This is a genomic window from Streptomyces sp. NPDC051684 (assembly GCF_044453445.1).
Lineage (GTDB): Bacteria > Actinomycetota > Actinomycetes > Streptomycetales > Streptomycetaceae > Streptomyces.
This window is the reverse complement of record NZ_JBITCS010000015.1, coordinates 1-15,482: the sequence shown is the minus strand read 5'-3', so window position 1 is coordinate 15,482 and position 15,482 is coordinate 1. Positions and strand designations below refer to the sequence as shown.

At 72.2% G+C, this 15,482-nt stretch carries 15 protein-coding genes; 11 read left to right on the top strand and 4 right to left on the bottom strand.

Going from position 1 to position 15,482, the window contains the following annotated elements; genetic code table 11:
* Positions 1-8: 8 nt before the first annotated feature.
* The 3 genes from ACIA8D_RS19225 (at position 9) to aceE (ending at position 4,843) form a co-directional block, all read left to right on the top strand.
* On the top strand, positions 9-1,199 hold the full coding sequence (locus ACIA8D_RS19225) for an MFS transporter (protein WP_399233608.1): 1,191 nt from the start codon (positions 9-11) through the stop codon (positions 1,197-1,199).
* Between the two features lie 16 nt (positions 1,200-1,215).
* Positions 1,216-1,863, top strand: a complete 648-nt coding sequence (locus ACIA8D_RS19220; protein WP_399233606.1) for a GntR family transcriptional regulator — start codon at positions 1,216-1,218, stop codon at positions 1,861-1,863.
* Positions 1,864-1,978: 115 nt separating this feature from the next.
* Positions 1,979-4,843, top strand: a complete 2,865-nt coding sequence (gene aceE / locus ACIA8D_RS19215; protein ID WP_399233604.1) for a pyruvate dehydrogenase (acetyl-transferring), homodimeric type — start codon at positions 1,979-1,981, stop codon at positions 4,841-4,843.
* A 9-nt stretch (positions 4,844-4,852) separates the two neighbouring features.
* Here aceE and ACIA8D_RS19210 read toward each other — a convergent pair whose 3' ends face one another.
* Complete coding sequence (locus ACIA8D_RS19210) at positions 4,853-6,052, bottom strand: hypothetical protein (protein ID WP_399233603.1); 1,200 nt, start codon at positions 6,050-6,052, stop codon at positions 4,853-4,855.
* Between ACIA8D_RS19210 and ACIA8D_RS19205 the strand changes: the two genes are divergently transcribed.
* On the top strand, positions 6,014-7,267 hold the full coding sequence (locus ACIA8D_RS19205) for an MFS transporter (protein ID WP_399233601.1): 1,254 nt from the start codon (positions 6,014-6,016) through the stop codon (positions 7,265-7,267). The genes ACIA8D_RS19210 and ACIA8D_RS19205 overlap by 39 nt on opposite strands.
* Here ACIA8D_RS19205 and ACIA8D_RS19200 read toward each other — a convergent pair.
* A complete protein-coding gene (locus tag ACIA8D_RS19200; protein WP_399233600.1) occupies positions 7,185-8,897 on the bottom strand; it encodes a PucR family transcriptional regulator in 1,713 nt (570 codons plus the stop codon). The two genes, ACIA8D_RS19205 and ACIA8D_RS19200, sit on opposite strands and share 83 nt — an antisense overlap.
* 127 nt (positions 8,898-9,024) lie before the next feature.
* Here ACIA8D_RS19200 and ACIA8D_RS19195 point away from each other — a divergent pair, with 127 nt between their 5' ends.
* Genes ACIA8D_RS19195 through ACIA8D_RS19180 form a run of 4 tightly spaced genes read left to right on the top strand, consistent with a single transcriptional unit; the run spans position 9,025 to position 11,725 of the window.
* Positions 9,025-10,479, top strand: coding sequence for an aldehyde dehydrogenase family protein (locus ACIA8D_RS19195; protein ID WP_399233598.1), 1,455 nt, complete (start codon positions 9,025-9,027; stop codon positions 10,477-10,479).
* A gap of 46 nt (positions 10,480-10,525) precedes the next feature.
* Complete coding sequence (locus ACIA8D_RS19190; RefSeq protein WP_399233596.1) at positions 10,526-10,975, top strand: heme-binding protein; 450 nt, start codon at positions 10,526-10,528, stop codon at positions 10,973-10,975.
* 55 nt (positions 10,976-11,030) lie between these two features.
* On the top strand, positions 11,031-11,339 hold the full coding sequence (locus ACIA8D_RS19185) for an ArsR/SmtB family transcription factor (RefSeq protein WP_399233595.1): 309 nt from the start codon (positions 11,031-11,033) through the stop codon (positions 11,337-11,339).
* A complete protein-coding gene (locus ACIA8D_RS19180) occupies positions 11,336-11,725 on the top strand; it encodes a VOC family protein (RefSeq protein WP_399233593.1) in 390 nt (129 codons plus the stop codon). The genes ACIA8D_RS19185 and ACIA8D_RS19180 overlap by 4 nt, the downstream gene beginning before the upstream one ends.
* A 12-nt stretch (positions 11,726-11,737) precedes the next feature.
* Here the strand turns inward: ACIA8D_RS19180 and ACIA8D_RS19175 are convergent, their stop codons facing one another.
* Positions 11,738-11,983 carry a DUF3592 domain-containing protein gene (locus ACIA8D_RS19175; RefSeq protein WP_399233592.1) on the bottom strand — a complete coding sequence of 82 codons (246 nt, stop codon included), beginning with the start codon at positions 11,981-11,983 and terminating at the stop codon, positions 11,738-11,740.
* Positions 11,984-12,129: 146 nt separating this feature from the next.
* On the bottom strand, positions 12,130-13,650 hold the full coding sequence (locus ACIA8D_RS19170) for a SulP family inorganic anion transporter (RefSeq protein ID WP_399233590.1): 1,521 nt from the start codon (positions 13,648-13,650) through the stop codon (positions 12,130-12,132).
* Between the two features lie 178 nt (positions 13,651-13,828).
* Between ACIA8D_RS19170 and ACIA8D_RS19165 the strand changes: the two genes are divergently transcribed.
* The 3 genes from ACIA8D_RS19165 to ACIA8D_RS19155 form a co-directional block, all read left to right on the top strand.
* The gene (locus ACIA8D_RS19165; RefSeq protein ID WP_399233588.1) at positions 13,829-14,233 is read left to right on the top strand and encodes a MerR family transcriptional regulator; all 405 of its coding nucleotides are present in this window, start codon (positions 13,829-13,831) and stop codon (positions 14,231-14,233) included.
* A 59-nt stretch (positions 14,234-14,292) separates the two neighbouring features.
* The gene (locus ACIA8D_RS19160; RefSeq protein ID WP_399233587.1) at positions 14,293-14,796 is read left to right on the top strand and encodes a DinB family protein; all 504 of its coding nucleotides are present in this window, start codon (positions 14,293-14,295) and stop codon (positions 14,794-14,796) included.
* A gap of 3 nt (positions 14,797-14,799) precedes the next feature.
* Positions 14,800-15,482, top strand: a 683-nt coding sequence (locus tag ACIA8D_RS19155) for an MFS transporter (RefSeq protein WP_399233584.1), incomplete at its 3' end; no start/stop codon positions are given.

The following is a 15,482-nucleotide window of genomic DNA, read 5'->3' as shown; positions in this document are numbered from 1 at the left end:
ATGGCCCGGTGCGAAAGAACTCCTCCATTCCGTTGCTTTCCGTCGGGCACGCCTGCGTGGACGTCTATCAGGGCGCCGTCGCCTCGCTCGTGCCGTACTTCGTCGCCGAACGCGCCTACAGTTACGCCGCCGTGTCCGGCATCGTGCTCGCGGCTTCGCTGCTGTCGTCGGTGGCGCAGCCGGTCTTCGGCCTGCTCACCGACCGCCGGGCGATGCCGTGGCTGCTGCCGCTGAGCACCCTGCTCGCGGGTGTGGGCATCGCGCTGAGCGGGGTGAGCGATTCGTACGCGGTGACGCTCGCCGTCGTCGCGGTGTCCGGAATCGGTGTGGCCGCCTATCACCCGGAGTCGGCGCGGTTGGCCCGGCTCGCGAGCCGGGGCAGTCACAGCGCGATGGCCTGGTTCTCGCTCGGCGGCAATGTCGGTTTCGCGCTGGCCCCGCTGCTCGTCGCCGCCGCGGTCGCCGCGGGCGGGCTGCGGTTCACTCCGCTGCTGGTGCTGCCCGCGGCGGCCGGCGCCGCGATCTGCCTGCCGGTGCTGCGCGCGCTGGGGCGGCGCGAGACCACCTCGTCCGCCACCACGCAGGCCCCCGCCAGGGACGACGTGCCGGCGTTCGTCCGCCTGTCGTTCGCGGTGGTGTGCCGCTCCATCGTGTTCACGGGCCTGAGCACCTTCGTGTCCCTGTACGCGACGCAGCGCATGGGCGGCAGCAAGGCGGCGGGCACCGCGGCCCTGTTCGTGCTCTACGTGGGCGGCGCGGTCGGCAGCGTCCTGGGCGGCGCGCTGGCGGGCCGCTGGGACCGGGTCACCGTCTCGCGCTGGTCGTACCTGATGACGGCCGGGTCGGTGGCGGGCGTGGTGTGGGTGCCGGGACCGGTGCTGTACGTCTTCCTGGCGCTCACCTCGGCCGGTCTGTACGTCCCGTTCTCGCTGCAAGTCACCCTCGGGCAGGACTACTTGCCCTCGCGCGTCGGCACCGCGAGCGGCATCACCCTCGGTCTCACGGTGAGCATCGGCGGCCTGGCCAGCCCGCTCATCGGCACCGTCGCCGACCACACGTCGCTGCGCACCGCCCTGACGCCGCTCGTCCTCATGCCGCTGCTGAGCTGGCTGCTGTTCCGGACGCTGCCGGAACCGTCGGGTGCGAGTACGGTAGCGAATGATCGATCATTGCTCAAACAGCCCGAGCCGAAGACCTGACCCGAGGAGCGCCACCTTGTCCACTCCCCCGTCCACCGCTCCCCTCGCCCGTGTCCCGCTGCACGAGCAGGTCCGCCGCTTCGTCCTCGAAGGTCTGGTGGCGGGGCGCTGGGAACCCGGCGACCGGATCGTCGAGCGGCGGATCGCGCTGGAGTTGGACGTCAGCCAGGCACCGGTGCGCGAGGCGCTGCGCGAACTGGAGAACATGGGCCTGGTGACGTACGCACTCAACAGAGGAGCCAGAGTGTGCGAGCTGACCGTGGATCAGCTCCATGACGTCTACCAGGTGCGCGCCTCGCTGGAGCGGCGCGCCGTCGCGCTCGCGGCGCCGCGCCTGGCCGGCGACGTCACCGCCCTGGAGGGCCATCTGCTGGCCATGCGGCGCGCGGCCGCCGAGGGCAGTGCGGATGAACAGGCCCTGCACGGCGTGGCGTTCCACCGTGCCATCGTGCACGCCTGCGGGAACCCCGTACTGATCCGACACTGGGACTGGCTCGGCGTGGAGGCCTGGACCCGGCTGTCGCTCGGCCTGCTGCGCACGGAACTGCACGACAACGCCGAGGACCACGAGGAGCTCGTCGAGGGCCTGCGCCGGGGCGATCCGCACCTGGGGCGATTGATGGAGCTGCACGTCATGGACTACGCCGATCACGCCCGAAAATGATCGATCATTGAAAACTACCCACTGGTAATCGTTGACCAGGCCCTTCCGTGCGACCTAGCTTCTGCATCGAGGAAACGATCTTTCGCTCAGTGGAAGAGAAGGGCAGGCAACACCCATGTCCCCGATGCCTTCGACATCTCCGAGGTCCCGCAACCATCAGCTGGACCAGCTCCCCGAGCCCGACCCCCAGGAGGTCGCCGAGTGGCTGGCCTCCGTGGACGGCGCGGTCGGCGCCGTCGGCCCGCGCCGGATGGGCCGGCTGCTGCGCCGCGTCGTCGACCACGCGCTGGCGGCGGGCGTGCCGCTGCCGCCGCCGTCGACCACCCCGTACGTCAACTCAATTCCGACCGACGCCGAACCCGCGTACCCCGGCGATGAGTCGATGGAGTCGCGGATCACCGCGTGGAACCGGTGGAACGCCGCGGTCATGGTCACCCGCGGCAACGATCGCGGCGGTCTCGGCGGCCACATGGCCACCTACGCCTCCGCCGCCTGGCTCTACGAGGTCGGCTTCCAGCACTTCTTCAAGGGCAAGGACGCCGACGGCAGCGGCGACCAGCTCTACGTCCAGGGGCACGCCTCCCCCGGTGTCTACGCCCGCGCGTTCCTCGAAGGGCGGCTCACCGAGGGCGAGTTGGACCGGTTCCGGATGGAGGCGGGCGGCGGCGGACTGCCCTCGTACCCGCATCCGCGGCGGCTGCCGTGGCTGTGGGAGTTCCCGACCGTGTCGATGGGGCTCGGTCCGCTCTCGGCGATCTACCAGGCCCGCTTCAACCGCTACCTCCAGCACCGAGGCATCAAGGACACCAGCCGCAGCCATGTGTGGGCGTTCCTCGGCGACGGCGAGATGGACGAGCCGGAGTCGACGGCCGCGCTGAACCTCGCCGCCCGCGAGGAGCTCGACAACCTCACCTTCGTCGTCAACTGCAACCTCCAGCGCCTGGACGGCCCCGTACGCGGCAACTTCAAGATCATGCAGGAGCTGGAGGCGCAGTTCCGCGCGGCCGGCTGGAACGTGGTCAAGGTGCCGTGGGGCGTGGAGTGGGACGGGCTGCTCGCCACGGACACCGACGGGCTGCTGCTCGACGCCCTCGACACCTTGCCCGACGGGCAGTTGCAGACGTTCGCCGCGCGCGACGGCGCGTACATCCGCGAGCGGCTGTTCGCCGGGCCGCTCGCGGACCTCGCCCGCCCGTACTCCGACGAGGGCCTCGCCCGGATCGTGGGCACCTCGCGCGGCGGCCACGAACCCCGCAAGATCCACGCCGCGTACCGGGCGGCCGTCGACCACCGGGGCGCGCCGAGCGTCGTGCTCGTCCAGACGGTGAAGGGCTGGACGCTGGGCCCGGGCTTCGAGTCGCGCAATGCCAACCACCAGATGAAGAAGCTGTCCGGCAAGGAATTCCGCGCCATGCGCGACCTGTTGGAGCTGCCCATCCCGGACGCGAAGCTCGGCGAGGACCTCGTGCCGTACGCGCATCCGGGCGCCGACTCGGACGAGATCGCCTACCTCCACGAGCGGCGCCGCGCGCTCGGCGGCCCGGCGCCCGCGCGCCGCGTCGCGCGTCGCCCGCTGCCGGCCCCGCCGCCCAAGCCGTTCGAGGCCCTGGCCAAGGGCTCGGGCGGCCAGGAGATCGCCACGACGATGGCGTTCGTCCGGCTGGTCAAAGACCTGATGCGGGAGAAGGAATCCGGCCCGCGCTGGGTGCCCGTGGTGCCCGACGAGGCCCGCACCTTCGGCATGGAGTCCCTGTTCCCCTCGGCCGGGATCTACTCCCCCAAGGGCCAGACCTACGAGCCCGTCGACCGCGACCAGCTCCTTTACTACAAGGAGTCGACCAGCGGTCAGATCCTCAACGAGGGCATCACGGAAGCCGGTTCACTGGCCTCCTTCACCGCCGCCGCCACCTCGTACGCGACCCATGGCGAGCCGATGATCCCGTTCTACATCTTCTACTCGATGTTCGGCTGGCAGCGGACGGCCGATCAGTTCTGGGCGCTCGCCGACCAGTTGGGCCGCGGCTTCGTCATCGGTGCCACCGCCGGACGCACCACCATGACCGGCGAGGGGCTCCAGCACGCGGACGGCCACTCGCACCTCATCGCCTCCACCAACCCGGCCTGCCTGCCCTACGATCCGGCCTTCGCCTACGAGGTCGGTGTCATCGTCCGGGACGGTCTGCGCCGCATGTACGGGGAGGATACCGAGGACGTCTTCTACTACCTCACCGTCTACAACGAGACGAAGCTCCAGCCGCCGATGCCCGAGGGCGCGGGTGTCGAGGAGGGCATCCTGCGCGGCCTGTACCGCTACCGCGCCGCCACGAAGCCGGCCGCCGACTCCCCGTGCGTCCAGCTCCTCGCCTCCGGCACGGCGATCCACTGGATCCTCCGGGCGCAGGAACTGCTCGCGGAGGACTGGGGTGTCGCCGCCGACGTGTGGTCGGCGCCGTCCTGGACCCTGCTGCGGCGCGAGGCGATGGAGGCCGAGGAAGCGGACCGGGTCCCGTACGTCACCGAGGCCCTGGCCGACGCGCCGGGCCCCGTCGTCGCGGTGTCGGACTGGATGCGCGCGGTGCCCGACCAGATCGCCCCGTGGGTGCCCCAGCAGTGGACCTCCGTCGGTACCGACGGCTTCGGCCTCTCCGACAACCGGGCCAACGTCCGCCGCCACTTCGGCGTCGACGCCGAGTCCGTGGTCGTGCACGTACTGCGCACCCTGGCCGCCCGCGGCGAGGTCGATCCGGACGCCGCGCAGCGGGCCGCCGAGCGCTACGGCCTGGCGGGCAACGGGACGAGCGGGACGGAGGAGAGCGGCACGCCCGCCCCCGTCTCCCCCGCCCTGGCGACCCCGCTGGTGCGCCGCCTCGCGGCCCGCTCCGGTGTCGACCTGTCCACCGTCACCGGCACGGGCGTCGGCGGCCGCATCCGCAAGCAGGACGTCGCCTCCGCCCGTGCGGGCGTGGGGCTGGCCCGCTAGGGCCTGTCTTCAATCTTCCGTCTGCGCCGCGGCGCCTGGCACGCACCAGGCGCCGCGGCGCCGCCCTCCGGGCGACGACGGGAGATTGAAGACAGGCCCTAGGACACCCCGGCCAGGCAGCTCCCCGCGCCCTGTGCGTTCACCGCCGCGCCGGGCCGGTCGGCCGTCGCGGGAGTGGTCTCGCGGACCGTCACCGCCAGGGCGTTGCCCGCGGTGAAGTAGGGGCCGATCCGCACCTGTTGTCCCCCGACCGCCTCGTGCAGGGCCGGGGGACAACAGGTCGGTCGCCTTGCGCCGGGCCATGTCACCGCCGATACGGCCGACGGGGACCCGCGCGCCGCCGTCGAGCACGTGCAGGTCCCAGATCTCGCGGTCCCCGCCGACGGCCCCGCACCGTTCGGCGAAGCCGGCGTGCGGTACGGAGAACCACACGTGGTCGCCGGAGACCACGACCTCCGCCGACTCGAACATGGTGTCCTCGCCGCGCCGCGATGCCACCACCACGGCGCTGTCGCACAGCTGCCGTCCGATGGTGCGGCCCTCCACGATGAGGGCGGGCCCGCCCGTGTCCACGGTGCCGATCTCGAGGTGTGCGGGGCGGGCCCACGCGCGTACGGCGAGCCGTCCCCGGTCCGTGGCGAAGGGGATGCGGGATACCACCTGACCGCTGGTCAACTCCGGCGCCCTGCCCACCAGTTCCGCGCTCTCGACGATCACGGCGTCGGCCCGGCGACGTGCGCCGTCGTCCGTGCGCTCCACATGCACGCCCCACTCCCCCTCGGCCAGCACCTGAGCGCGGCCGAGGCGGGCACGCAGGGCGTCCCCCTCGGGGCGCAGCGGCAGGCTCAGCTCCTCTTCGCCCTGTTTCAGGACGAGCGCGGCACCGGTGGTGTGCAGCCCGGCGACGTCCACCACGATGTCACCCTCGGCGGTGACATGTGTGCGGGCGGTCGGGTGGAAGGCGGGGAGGCGGGTGAGCCGCTTGGCGCGCCCGGGCATCAGCGTGCGGACGGCGGGGGCGAGGACGGGACTGCGCAGGGACGCGCGCAGGACGGGGCGTGCGACGGTGCCCGCGCGTTCGCGCACCACGCTGCGCACGGGTCGGCGTGCGCGCGCCGGGGCCGTCGGCAGGGCGAGGACCGCGGGGCCGCCGAGACACTCGCGGCGCTGATGCCGCTGTCCGGGTGGCTGGGCGACCGGTTCGGGCACCGGCGCGTGCTGTGCGCGTCGATGGCCTCGATGATCCTCGGCGCTGCGGGCGCGGCGCTGGCCCCGAACCTGCCGCTGCTCGTGGCGTTCCGCATGCTGCAGGGCCTGTCCGCGGCGCCCGTGCTGCCGGTGGTGATGGTCCTCGTGGTGCAGGTGCTCGGCGAGGAACGGCGCGGCAGGGCGCTGTCGTTGTGGGCGGCCGCGAACGGGGCGGGGCAGGCGCTCGGACCGACCACCGGCGGCCTCCTGTCCGAACTCCTGGGCTGGCGCGCGGTGTTCTGGCAAATCGTGCCGCTGTCCGTGCTCGTCGTGGTGGGCGGATGGCTGCTGCTCCCCCGCGACGACCTCGCGCGGGCACGGCCGCGTCTGGACGGGGTCGGGGCGGGGACGCTGACGTGCGGGGCGGGGCTGCTGCTGGTCGCGGCCTCCGCGCTGCCGTCGCAGGGGCCGGGGGCGCCCGTGGTGTGGGGCGCGGCGGCCTGCGGAGGGCTGGCGCTCGGCGCCTTCCTGCTGGTCGAGCGCGGTCGTCCGGCTCCTTTCCTGGTCCCGCGCCAACTGGTGGAACTCCGCTATGTGCGCTCGTCGTTCGCGGCGGCGGCGCAGATGTTCGTGCTCGGCGCGGTGCTCCTGGCCACCCCGGCGTACCTCGTCGGCACGCAGGGCCTGTCGCAGTCCCGTACGGGGCTTGCCGTCCTGGCACTGCCGTTGGCGATGGCCTCGCTGGCTCCGGTGGCCGGGCGGTGCACGGAGCGGTTCGGCGGCCGGGGTGTCATGCGGTGGGGACTCGCCGCCCTGTTCGGCGGGGCGGTGCTGCTCGCGGTCGGGGCCGGGTTGGGCGTGGGTGTCCGGCCGGTGGTGGGCGCGCTCGTGGTGACCGGGGCCGGCATCGCGTTCGTGCAGACCCCGGCGGCCACGGGCGCCTCGCGTTCGCGGGCCGGGCGGACGGGCGCGGGTCTCGGCCTGTTCAGCCTGGTCCGCTTCGGGGCGACGTCGCTGGGGGCGGCGTCCGTGGCGCTGCTCGGCACCCAACCAGCCGGACTTGTGCGGATGTTCGGGGTGTGCGCGGGGCTCGCGGCGGTGGCGGTCGTGGTGGCTTCGGTCGGGCGGGACACCGGCACCCGCGCGAAGGCGGCTACGCCGGTGGCGCCAGCTCCGCCTGCAGCACCCGCAGCGAGTCGTTCAGTGTCTCGATCCGATGGGCGAGCCACACCGTGAACTGCGTCTCCGCGACCCGTACGTCCATGCCGAGGGCCCTCGATGCGCGTTCGAGCTTGTACAGCATGGTGTTGCGGTGCAGTTGGAGGCGGCGGGCCGCCGCGTTGAGGTTGCCCGACTCGGCTATGTAGGCGAGCACCACCTCCTCCAGGTTCCCGGTCTGGCCGTCCGCGCGGCGCAGCGGTTCGAGCACCTCGTGGGCGAACTCGCGGCCCTGCGCCGAGTTCGCCGCCGCCTCGACCGCCGCGAACACCTGAAGCTCGTCGTAGCCGCACACCTCCGCCACCCGCACCCGTCCCGACAGTTCCAGGGCGATGCGCGCCTCCCGGTAGCTCGCCGCGACACCGGCCGCCCCGAGCGCGGCCCGCCCGTACGCCACCTGCACCCCGCTGGACATCCGTTCGCAGACGAGCCGTTGGAGCTGCCGCCCGAACCGCGCCCGCGCTCCCTTGCCCGCATCGGGACCGAACTCGGCCACCACCACGAGCAGTTGCCCCATCAGCGCCGCCATCGTGAACCCGGCCCCGCCCCGCAGCGCACCCACTGCGCGCGGCAGCGACTGCGCCCTGACCGGGCCCGCGTACGGCACCGAGGCGACGAACACCGCGTGCTCCGCGTCCGTGTCGAAGCGGTAGTGCCGTGACCTGGCCCCGAGTTCGTGCACGTCGGTGAAGCGGCCGTGCACGAGGGTGTCGAGGAAGTCGTCGCGCGCCCGTTCCTCCGCCTCGACGACCGAGCGCTGCCGCAGGATCTCGGAGGCGACGAGGGGCGCGCCCTGTTCGACGATCACCCGGTGCTGGGCGAGGTCGTGCGCGGCGGTCGCCGCATCGGGTTCGACGACGGCCACCGTTCCGTACGGCTCGCCCGCGACCCGCACCTGGGCGGTGACCACGTGCACCCGCTCGTCACCCCAGGACACGTCGAGGTCGGTGGCGGTGGCATGGCCGTGCCCCGGGGCCGCCGCCACGAACGGCCCCTGCTCGGTGTGCACGGCGTCCGCGAGTTCCTGCCACCGCGCGTCGGCGGCGGTGCGCTCCCGCTCGGCACGGGACAGCAGCCCGCCCGCCTCGTCCATGATGAGCACGCAGGCGCCCGCGAGGGTGGCCATCGACCGGGCGAGCGCGGGAAGCCCCGAACCGGACGCGAACACCTCGCCCAGCGTGCGGTGCACACGCACGCCGTACTCGAGGACATGGGCACTGTCGGCGATCGTCTTGGTCGCCACGAGCCGCCCGATGTGGTGGTACGTGGCCTCGGGCGCGAGCCGCACCAGCGGCAGGTCCGCGGCGTCCGCCGCCCGCATCAGCGGCCCGAAGTCCGGTTCGGCGCGCGGCTGCGGGCGGGCGAGCACGGCGGCGACACCGCGTGCGGCGAGCCCCGCGAGCAGGCGCCGACAGTCGGGCGCGCAGGTCAGCTCGGCCACCGGCGCGAACACCACGATCCCGGCCAGGTCCGCGCCCGCCGCCGGACGTTCCGGTCCTGGCCCCGGCGGCAGTTCGGCGAGCGGCAGACACCAGGTCACCGCCTGTCGGAGCCCCGCCTTCCCGCCGAGGAGCCGCCCTCCGACGGCGGGCTCGGCGAGCAGCCTTTCGACCGTCAACTCCCTTTTGTGCGCTACGTCGTGTGCCATCTGCCTACATCCTCCTGCGGCGAACGTGCGGAATGTACGAAGCCGCCCGGCACCTTCGCGACGAATGCTGGGGGCACGGGAAAACGCCGATGACGCGGTCGGGGCCGACGAGAACGTGGAGGTCATCTTGACTCAGAAGCCACTTGCGCACCAGACCATCTCCCGGAGTCGGCCACCGGCGGTGGTGTCGTCCTTCGACCCGGCCGCACCGCGCCGGCAGGTCACCGAGGTACCCGCCGCGAGCGCGGCCGAAGCTGCCGAAGCGGTGCGCACGGCCGCGGCCGCCTTCCCCGGCTGGGCTGACGCGACGGCGGGCCGCCGCGCGGAGGCGCTGCACGGCGCGGCGGCCGCGCTCGCCGAGGACGCCACCGGGATCGCCGCCCTGATCTGCGCCGAAGAGGGCAAGACGCTCGGCGCCGCGCGCGGCGAAGTGGCCAAGACGGTCGAGCAGTTCAGGCTCGCGGCGCAGTTGGCCTTCATGGTCGAGGGCACCACGTACCCGGCCGAGGCCGCGGGCGTCGCCGCCTGGACGCAGCGCGTTCCGCTCGGTGTCGTCGTCGCCGTCACGCCGTGGAACTTCCCGCTGTCGCTCGCGGCCCGCAAGCTCGCGCCCGCGCTCGCGGCGGGCAACACGGTGGTCTTCAAGCCGTCGCCGGTGACACCCGGGGTCGGCGCCCGCCTCGCCGCGGCCTGCCATCGCGGCGGGGTGCCCGAGGAGGCGCTGCGGGTCGTGCAGGGCGACGATCCGGAGGCGATGGCGGCGCTGGTCGGTGCGCCGGAGGTGCGTGCCGTCAGCTTCACGGGCTCGGACCGGACGGGGGCGCTGCTGCACCGCACCGTACGGGCCGGAGTCCGCACGCAGTTCGAACTCGGCGGGCACAACGCGGCGTTGGTGTGCGCGGACGCCGATCTGGAGCACGCGGCGACCGAGGTGGCGGCCGGTGCCTTCGGCCTCACCGGGCAGGTGTGCACGGCGACGGACCGGGTCCTGGTGGACCGCTCCGTGGCCGCCGAGTTCACCGAACTGCTCGCGGAGCGCACGGCCAAGCTGACCGTCGGTCCCGGCGACGACCCGGCCGCGGCGATGGGTCCGGCGGCCACCGCGGCCCGGCGGGACCGGGTCGCCGGACTCCTGGACTCGGCGCTCGCGGCGGGCGCGCGGGCCGTCGCGCAGGGCGCCCTGGTCCCCGGCGCGGACCCGTCAGGGCACTGGCTGCTGCCGACGCTGCTCGCCGACGTCCCCGCCGACCACCCCGTGATCACCGCGGAGGTCTTCGGACCGCTGCTCTCCGTCGTGCCGGTGGCCGGCCCCGACGAGGCACTGGCCGCGCTCAACGACGACGCCCACCGCCTCGTCACCGCCGTGCACACGCGCGACCTGGGCACGACGGGCCGCTTCGTGCGCGCCGCGCGGCACGGCATCGTCAAGGTCAACCAGCGCACCACCGGCAACGGCGTCGCGCCCCCGTTCGGCGGCTGGGGCGCCTCCAGCTCCGGCGCGTTCCCGGAGGGCGGACGCGGCGCGCTCGACTTCGTGACGGACACCAAGACGGTCTACTGCGACGCGCTCGCCGACCGCTGACACCTACGTACCCGCACGTACGCGTACGCCCCCTGGGAGGGACCGCATGCACACCATCCACCGCCTCACCCTCGAAGACGCCGTGATCATGCTGGAGGCCGCCGAGGCCGAGGCCGCACGGGTCGGCGTGAAGCAGACGATCTGCATCGCCGACGACGGCGCCCACCCCATCGCCCTGCACCGTATGACCGGCGCCCGCCTCACCGGCGTGGAGATCGCCATCGCCAAGGCGTTCACCGCGGCGGGCCACCAGCGTGCAACCCACCTCTTCAACGAGACACCGAAGGGCCCCGCCCTCCCCGGCAACGAGGCCTTCGGCATCCAGCACATGCACCCCGGCCGCTTCGCCGCGTTCGTCGGCGGCTTCCCCATCGTGTACGAGGGCCAGGTCATCGGCGCCGTCGGCGTCAGCGGGGGCAACGGGGACCAGGACAAGGCGGTCGGCGCGGCGGCGCTCGCCGCGTTCGAGGAGAAGGTCGCGGGGCGCACCCAGTAGCCCGTCCGAACCCTTCCGGTTGATAGGCAAGTGAACACTTGCCTATGCTGGGGTCGTGGCCGATGACCTTTTCAAAGCCTTGGCCGACCCCACCCGCCGCACGATCCTCGACGAGCTGACGCAGAAGTCGGGGCAGACACTGTTCGAGATCTGCTCCCGGCTGACCATGAGGCATCAGCTGAACCTGTCCCGACAGGCCATCTCCCAGCACCTCGCGGTGCTGGAGGCGGCCGGGCTCGTCGAGACCAGGCGGGAGGGCCGCTACAAGTTTCACGACCTGAACACCGCCCCGCTGCGCGAGATATCGCAGCGGTGGCTCGAGCCAGGCAGCACGGGGCCCCAACCGGAAGAGAGCACCCCATGAAGATCCACATGACCAGCGTCTTCGTCGACGACCAGGCCAAGGCGGCGCACTTCTACACCGAGATCCTCGGCTTCAAGAAGAAGCACGACGTGGACCTGGGCGAGGCCCGCTGGCTGACCGTCGTGTCCTCCGAGGAGCCCGACGCCGCCGAGCTGCTCCTGGAGCCCTCGGGCCACCCGGCCGTCAAGCCCTACCGGGACGCGCTGATCGCGGACGGCATCCCGCTCGCCCAGTTCGCCGTGGACGACGTGCAGGCCGAGTACGAGCGGCTGACCGCGCTCGGCGTGCACTTCACCCAGGAGCCGATCGAGATGGGCCCGATCACGACCGCCGTCCTCGACGACACCTGCGGCAACCTCATCCAGATCGCGACCGAGCCCAAGTAGCCCCGTTCCGGGTCACGCGCGCCGGCGGCCCACCATCGCGATGACCGCCGCCACCGCGGCGACGATCAGGCCGATTCCGCCGAAGATCAGCGGCAGCAGCCACAGCGAGAGGAAGCCGTTGATCCGCGCGTCCTCGGGATCGTCGGCCCGGTACAGCACCTCGTCGCGCTCCCCCTGCTCGTACGCGGGCGGGTTGGAGCCCGTCGAGCTGCGGAAGGTGTGCGGGGTGCCGTCCGCAGCAGCGAGACCGAGGACCACTCGAGGATCACCCCGACGACCAGGAAGATCCCGCCGAACGCCGACACCCCCAGCAGGACCCACCGGCGTACGCGTCGCTCTCCCACCCGAACCCGCACCGTGTGCCTCTCGCTCGTCCAAAGAGCAGGGAGGCTGTCGCAGCGGGGTCAGCCGCTGCCGGTGAGTTCGCCGCTCAGCTTCCCGTGCAGGGCGGCGCTGTCCGGGTTGAAGCCGACGATCTCGACGCTCTTGCCGCGCTCCGCGTACTTCGTCTCGATGGCGTCGAGCGCCGCGACCGACGAGGCGTCCCAGACATGGGTCGCGGAGAGGTCGACGACGACCTTGTCGGGGTCGCCCGCGTAGTCGAACTGCGTCACCAGCTCGTTGGACGAGGCGAAGAAGAGCTCACCGGTGACCGAGTAGACGACCTGGCCGCCGTCGGGGTCGGTGACCGAGGTGACGTTGGCGACGTGGGCGACGCGGCGGGCGAAGATGACCATCGCGGTGATCGAGCCGATGACGACACCGGTCGCGAGATTGCTCGTGGCGACCACGACCACGACGGTCAGCACCATGACGACGATCTCGCCGGCCGGCATCCGCTTCAGCGTCTTCGGCGCGATGGAGTGCCAGTCGAACGTCGCGAAGCACACCATCACCATGACGGCGACCAGCGCGGCCATCGGAATGTCGGAGACGACGGGCCCGAATACCACGCACAGCACCATCAGGAACACACCCGCGAGGAACGTGGACAGGCGGGTCCGGGCGCCGGACACCTTCACGTTGATCATCGTCTGGCCGATCATGGCGCAGCCGCCCATGCCGCCGAAGAAGCCGGTGACGATGTTGGCGATGCCCTGGCCGATCGATTCGCGGGTCTTGGACGAGCGGCTGTCGGTGATCTCGTCGACCAGCTTGGCCGTCATCAGGGATTCCATCAGGCCGACGAGCGCCATGGCGAGCGCGTACGGCGCGACGATCTTCAGCGTCTCGAAGGTGAAGGGCACGTCGGGCAGCCCCGGCACCGGCAGGGAGGACGGCAGCTCGCCCTTGTCCCCCACGGTCGGCACCGCGATCCCCGCGGCGACGGTGATGACGGTCAGCACGACGATCGAGACCAGCGGGGCCGGCACCACCTTGGTGACCTTCGGGAAGAACACCATCAGCGCGAGCCCGCCCACGATCAGCGGGTAGACGGCCCAGGGCACGTCCGTCATCTCGGGCACCTGCGCCATGAAGATCATGATCGCGAGCGCGTTGACGAAGCCGACCATCACGCTGCGCGGCACGAACCGCATCAGCTTCGCCACCCCGAGCGCGCCCAGGACTATCTGGAAGACACCGGCCAGGATCACCGCGGCGACCAGATAGCCGAACCCGTGCTCCCGGTTGAGCGGGGCGATCACCAGCGCGACGGCGCCGGTGGCGGCCGAGATCATGGCGCGCCGCCCGCCGACGATCGAGATGGTCACGGCCATGGTGAACGCGGCGAAGAGACCGATCTCCGGATCGACACCCGCGATGACGGAGAACGAGATCGCCTCGGGGATCAGCGCGAGCCCCACCACGAGCCCGGCCAGGATCTCGGTGCGCCACACCTTCGGGTCGGACCACCAGTCGGGGCGGCGCAGGCGTCGCAGCCGGGCAGCCGGGAACGGGACGGAAGGGGCGGAGGAGGGGGACAAGAGAAAGTAACCTGTCGTGGTCGGGCACACCGGCATCGCGCGGCCTGTGCGTACGGAAAGAGCGGGCGGCGCACGGCCATCCCTGACGATCAGCAACTCTACCCTGACGTTAGGGTAGAGATCGGCGTCGCCGACTGTGGCCTCGGTGACACCAAGGAGACACGGAGAAAGGCGCCGCGTGAGCAGCGAGCACATGCAGATCGGCGAGGTCGCCACACGGACCGAGCTGTCGTTGCGCACCATCCGGCACTACGAGGAGACGGGCCTCGTCATCCCGTCCGCCCGCTCCCAGGGCGGCTTCCGGCTCTACACCGAGACCGACGTGGCCCGCCTGATGGTGATCCGCCGCATGAAGCCGCTCGGCTTCACCCTCGACCAGATGCGCGACCTCCTGGACGCCACCGACCGCCTCGACGCGACCCCGCCGCCCGCGGGCGCCGAGCGCGAGCAACTCCTGGACCGTGTACGCCACTTCGAACAGGCGGCGGCCGACCGCGTCGCGGACCTTCGCAAACAGCTGGGCCGCGCGGAGGAGTTCGCGGGAACGCTGCGGGAGCGCCTCGACGGGGCCGGGGCCGCATGACCGGCCGGCGGCGGCGATAACCGCTACCGCACCCTGCCGGTGGATGTCAGGATCACGTCATGATCCGCTCCGACATGCCGCCGTCCTGGGACGAGCGCACGATGCTCACGACCTTCCTCGACTACGCGCGCGCGACCGCCGTGGCCAAGTGCGCCGACCTCGCGCCCGAGCACGGGGGCGCGGCACCGCTGCCCGGTTCGCCGCTCATGACACTGGGCGGCCTGATCAACCACCTCCGGTGGGTCGAGTACCACTGGATCCAGGTGATCTTCCTCGGCGAGGAGGACGCGGGCCCCTGGACGGACGAGGACCCGGACCGCGAGATGCGCCTCGGCGCGCAGACCCCCGTCCCCCAACTCGTCGCCGAGTACGAGGAGCAGAGCGCGCGCTATCGCGAACTCGTCGCGGACACCGACCTGTTGGCGACGGCGAAGCGGCAGGTCAGGGACGGCACCCATGTCACCCTCGGCTGGATCCTCATGCACCTGATCGAGGAGACCTCGCGCCACAACGGACACATCGACGTCCTGCGGGAGCTGGCCGACGGCACGGTGGGTGACTGACGGGTGGCCGGCTCGGACATGGCCCGTGACCTGCACGTCAAGGAGAGCCCGTCGGGTCCGGCACTGTGGACGGCGGACTTCCGGCTGTTCTTCGCCGCCCGCACCACCTCTCTGCTGGGCGACGCGATGCTTCCCGTCGCCACCACGGCCGCCGTGATCCGGGCCGGTTACGGGGCGAGTGGCGTGGGCTATGCGCTCGCCGCGCTCATAGCACCGTTCGCGGCACTGATCATCTTCGGCGGGGTACTGTCCGACCGCTACGGCGCCCGACGGCTGATGGTCGTCTCGGACACCGCCCGGCTGTGCTTCCAGTCGGTGCTGGCACTGCTGTTCCTGCTGGGTACGCCGCGGCTGTGGCAGATCCTGGTGCTGCTGGCCCTGGTCGGGGCGGGCAGCGCGATCTTCCAGCCCGGAGTCGCCAGCATCACCCCGCGCATCGCCCAGGACGTGCAGAAGGCGAATGCCACCCTGCGCATCTCGGAGTCCATCACCGCCGTGATCGGCCCGTCGCTGGCCGGCCTGCTGCTGGCGGTCGCCTCCCCTGGTGCGGTGATCGCCCTAGGGCTTGTCGTTTGGATCAGGCCGGATCAGGGAGCGGGGCCTGGTGCGTGCGATCGCAAGACGGAGGAGGGAGGCGACGCGGAGCGTCGTCGACCCACGACAACGCCGCGAGCGTGCGTGCCAGG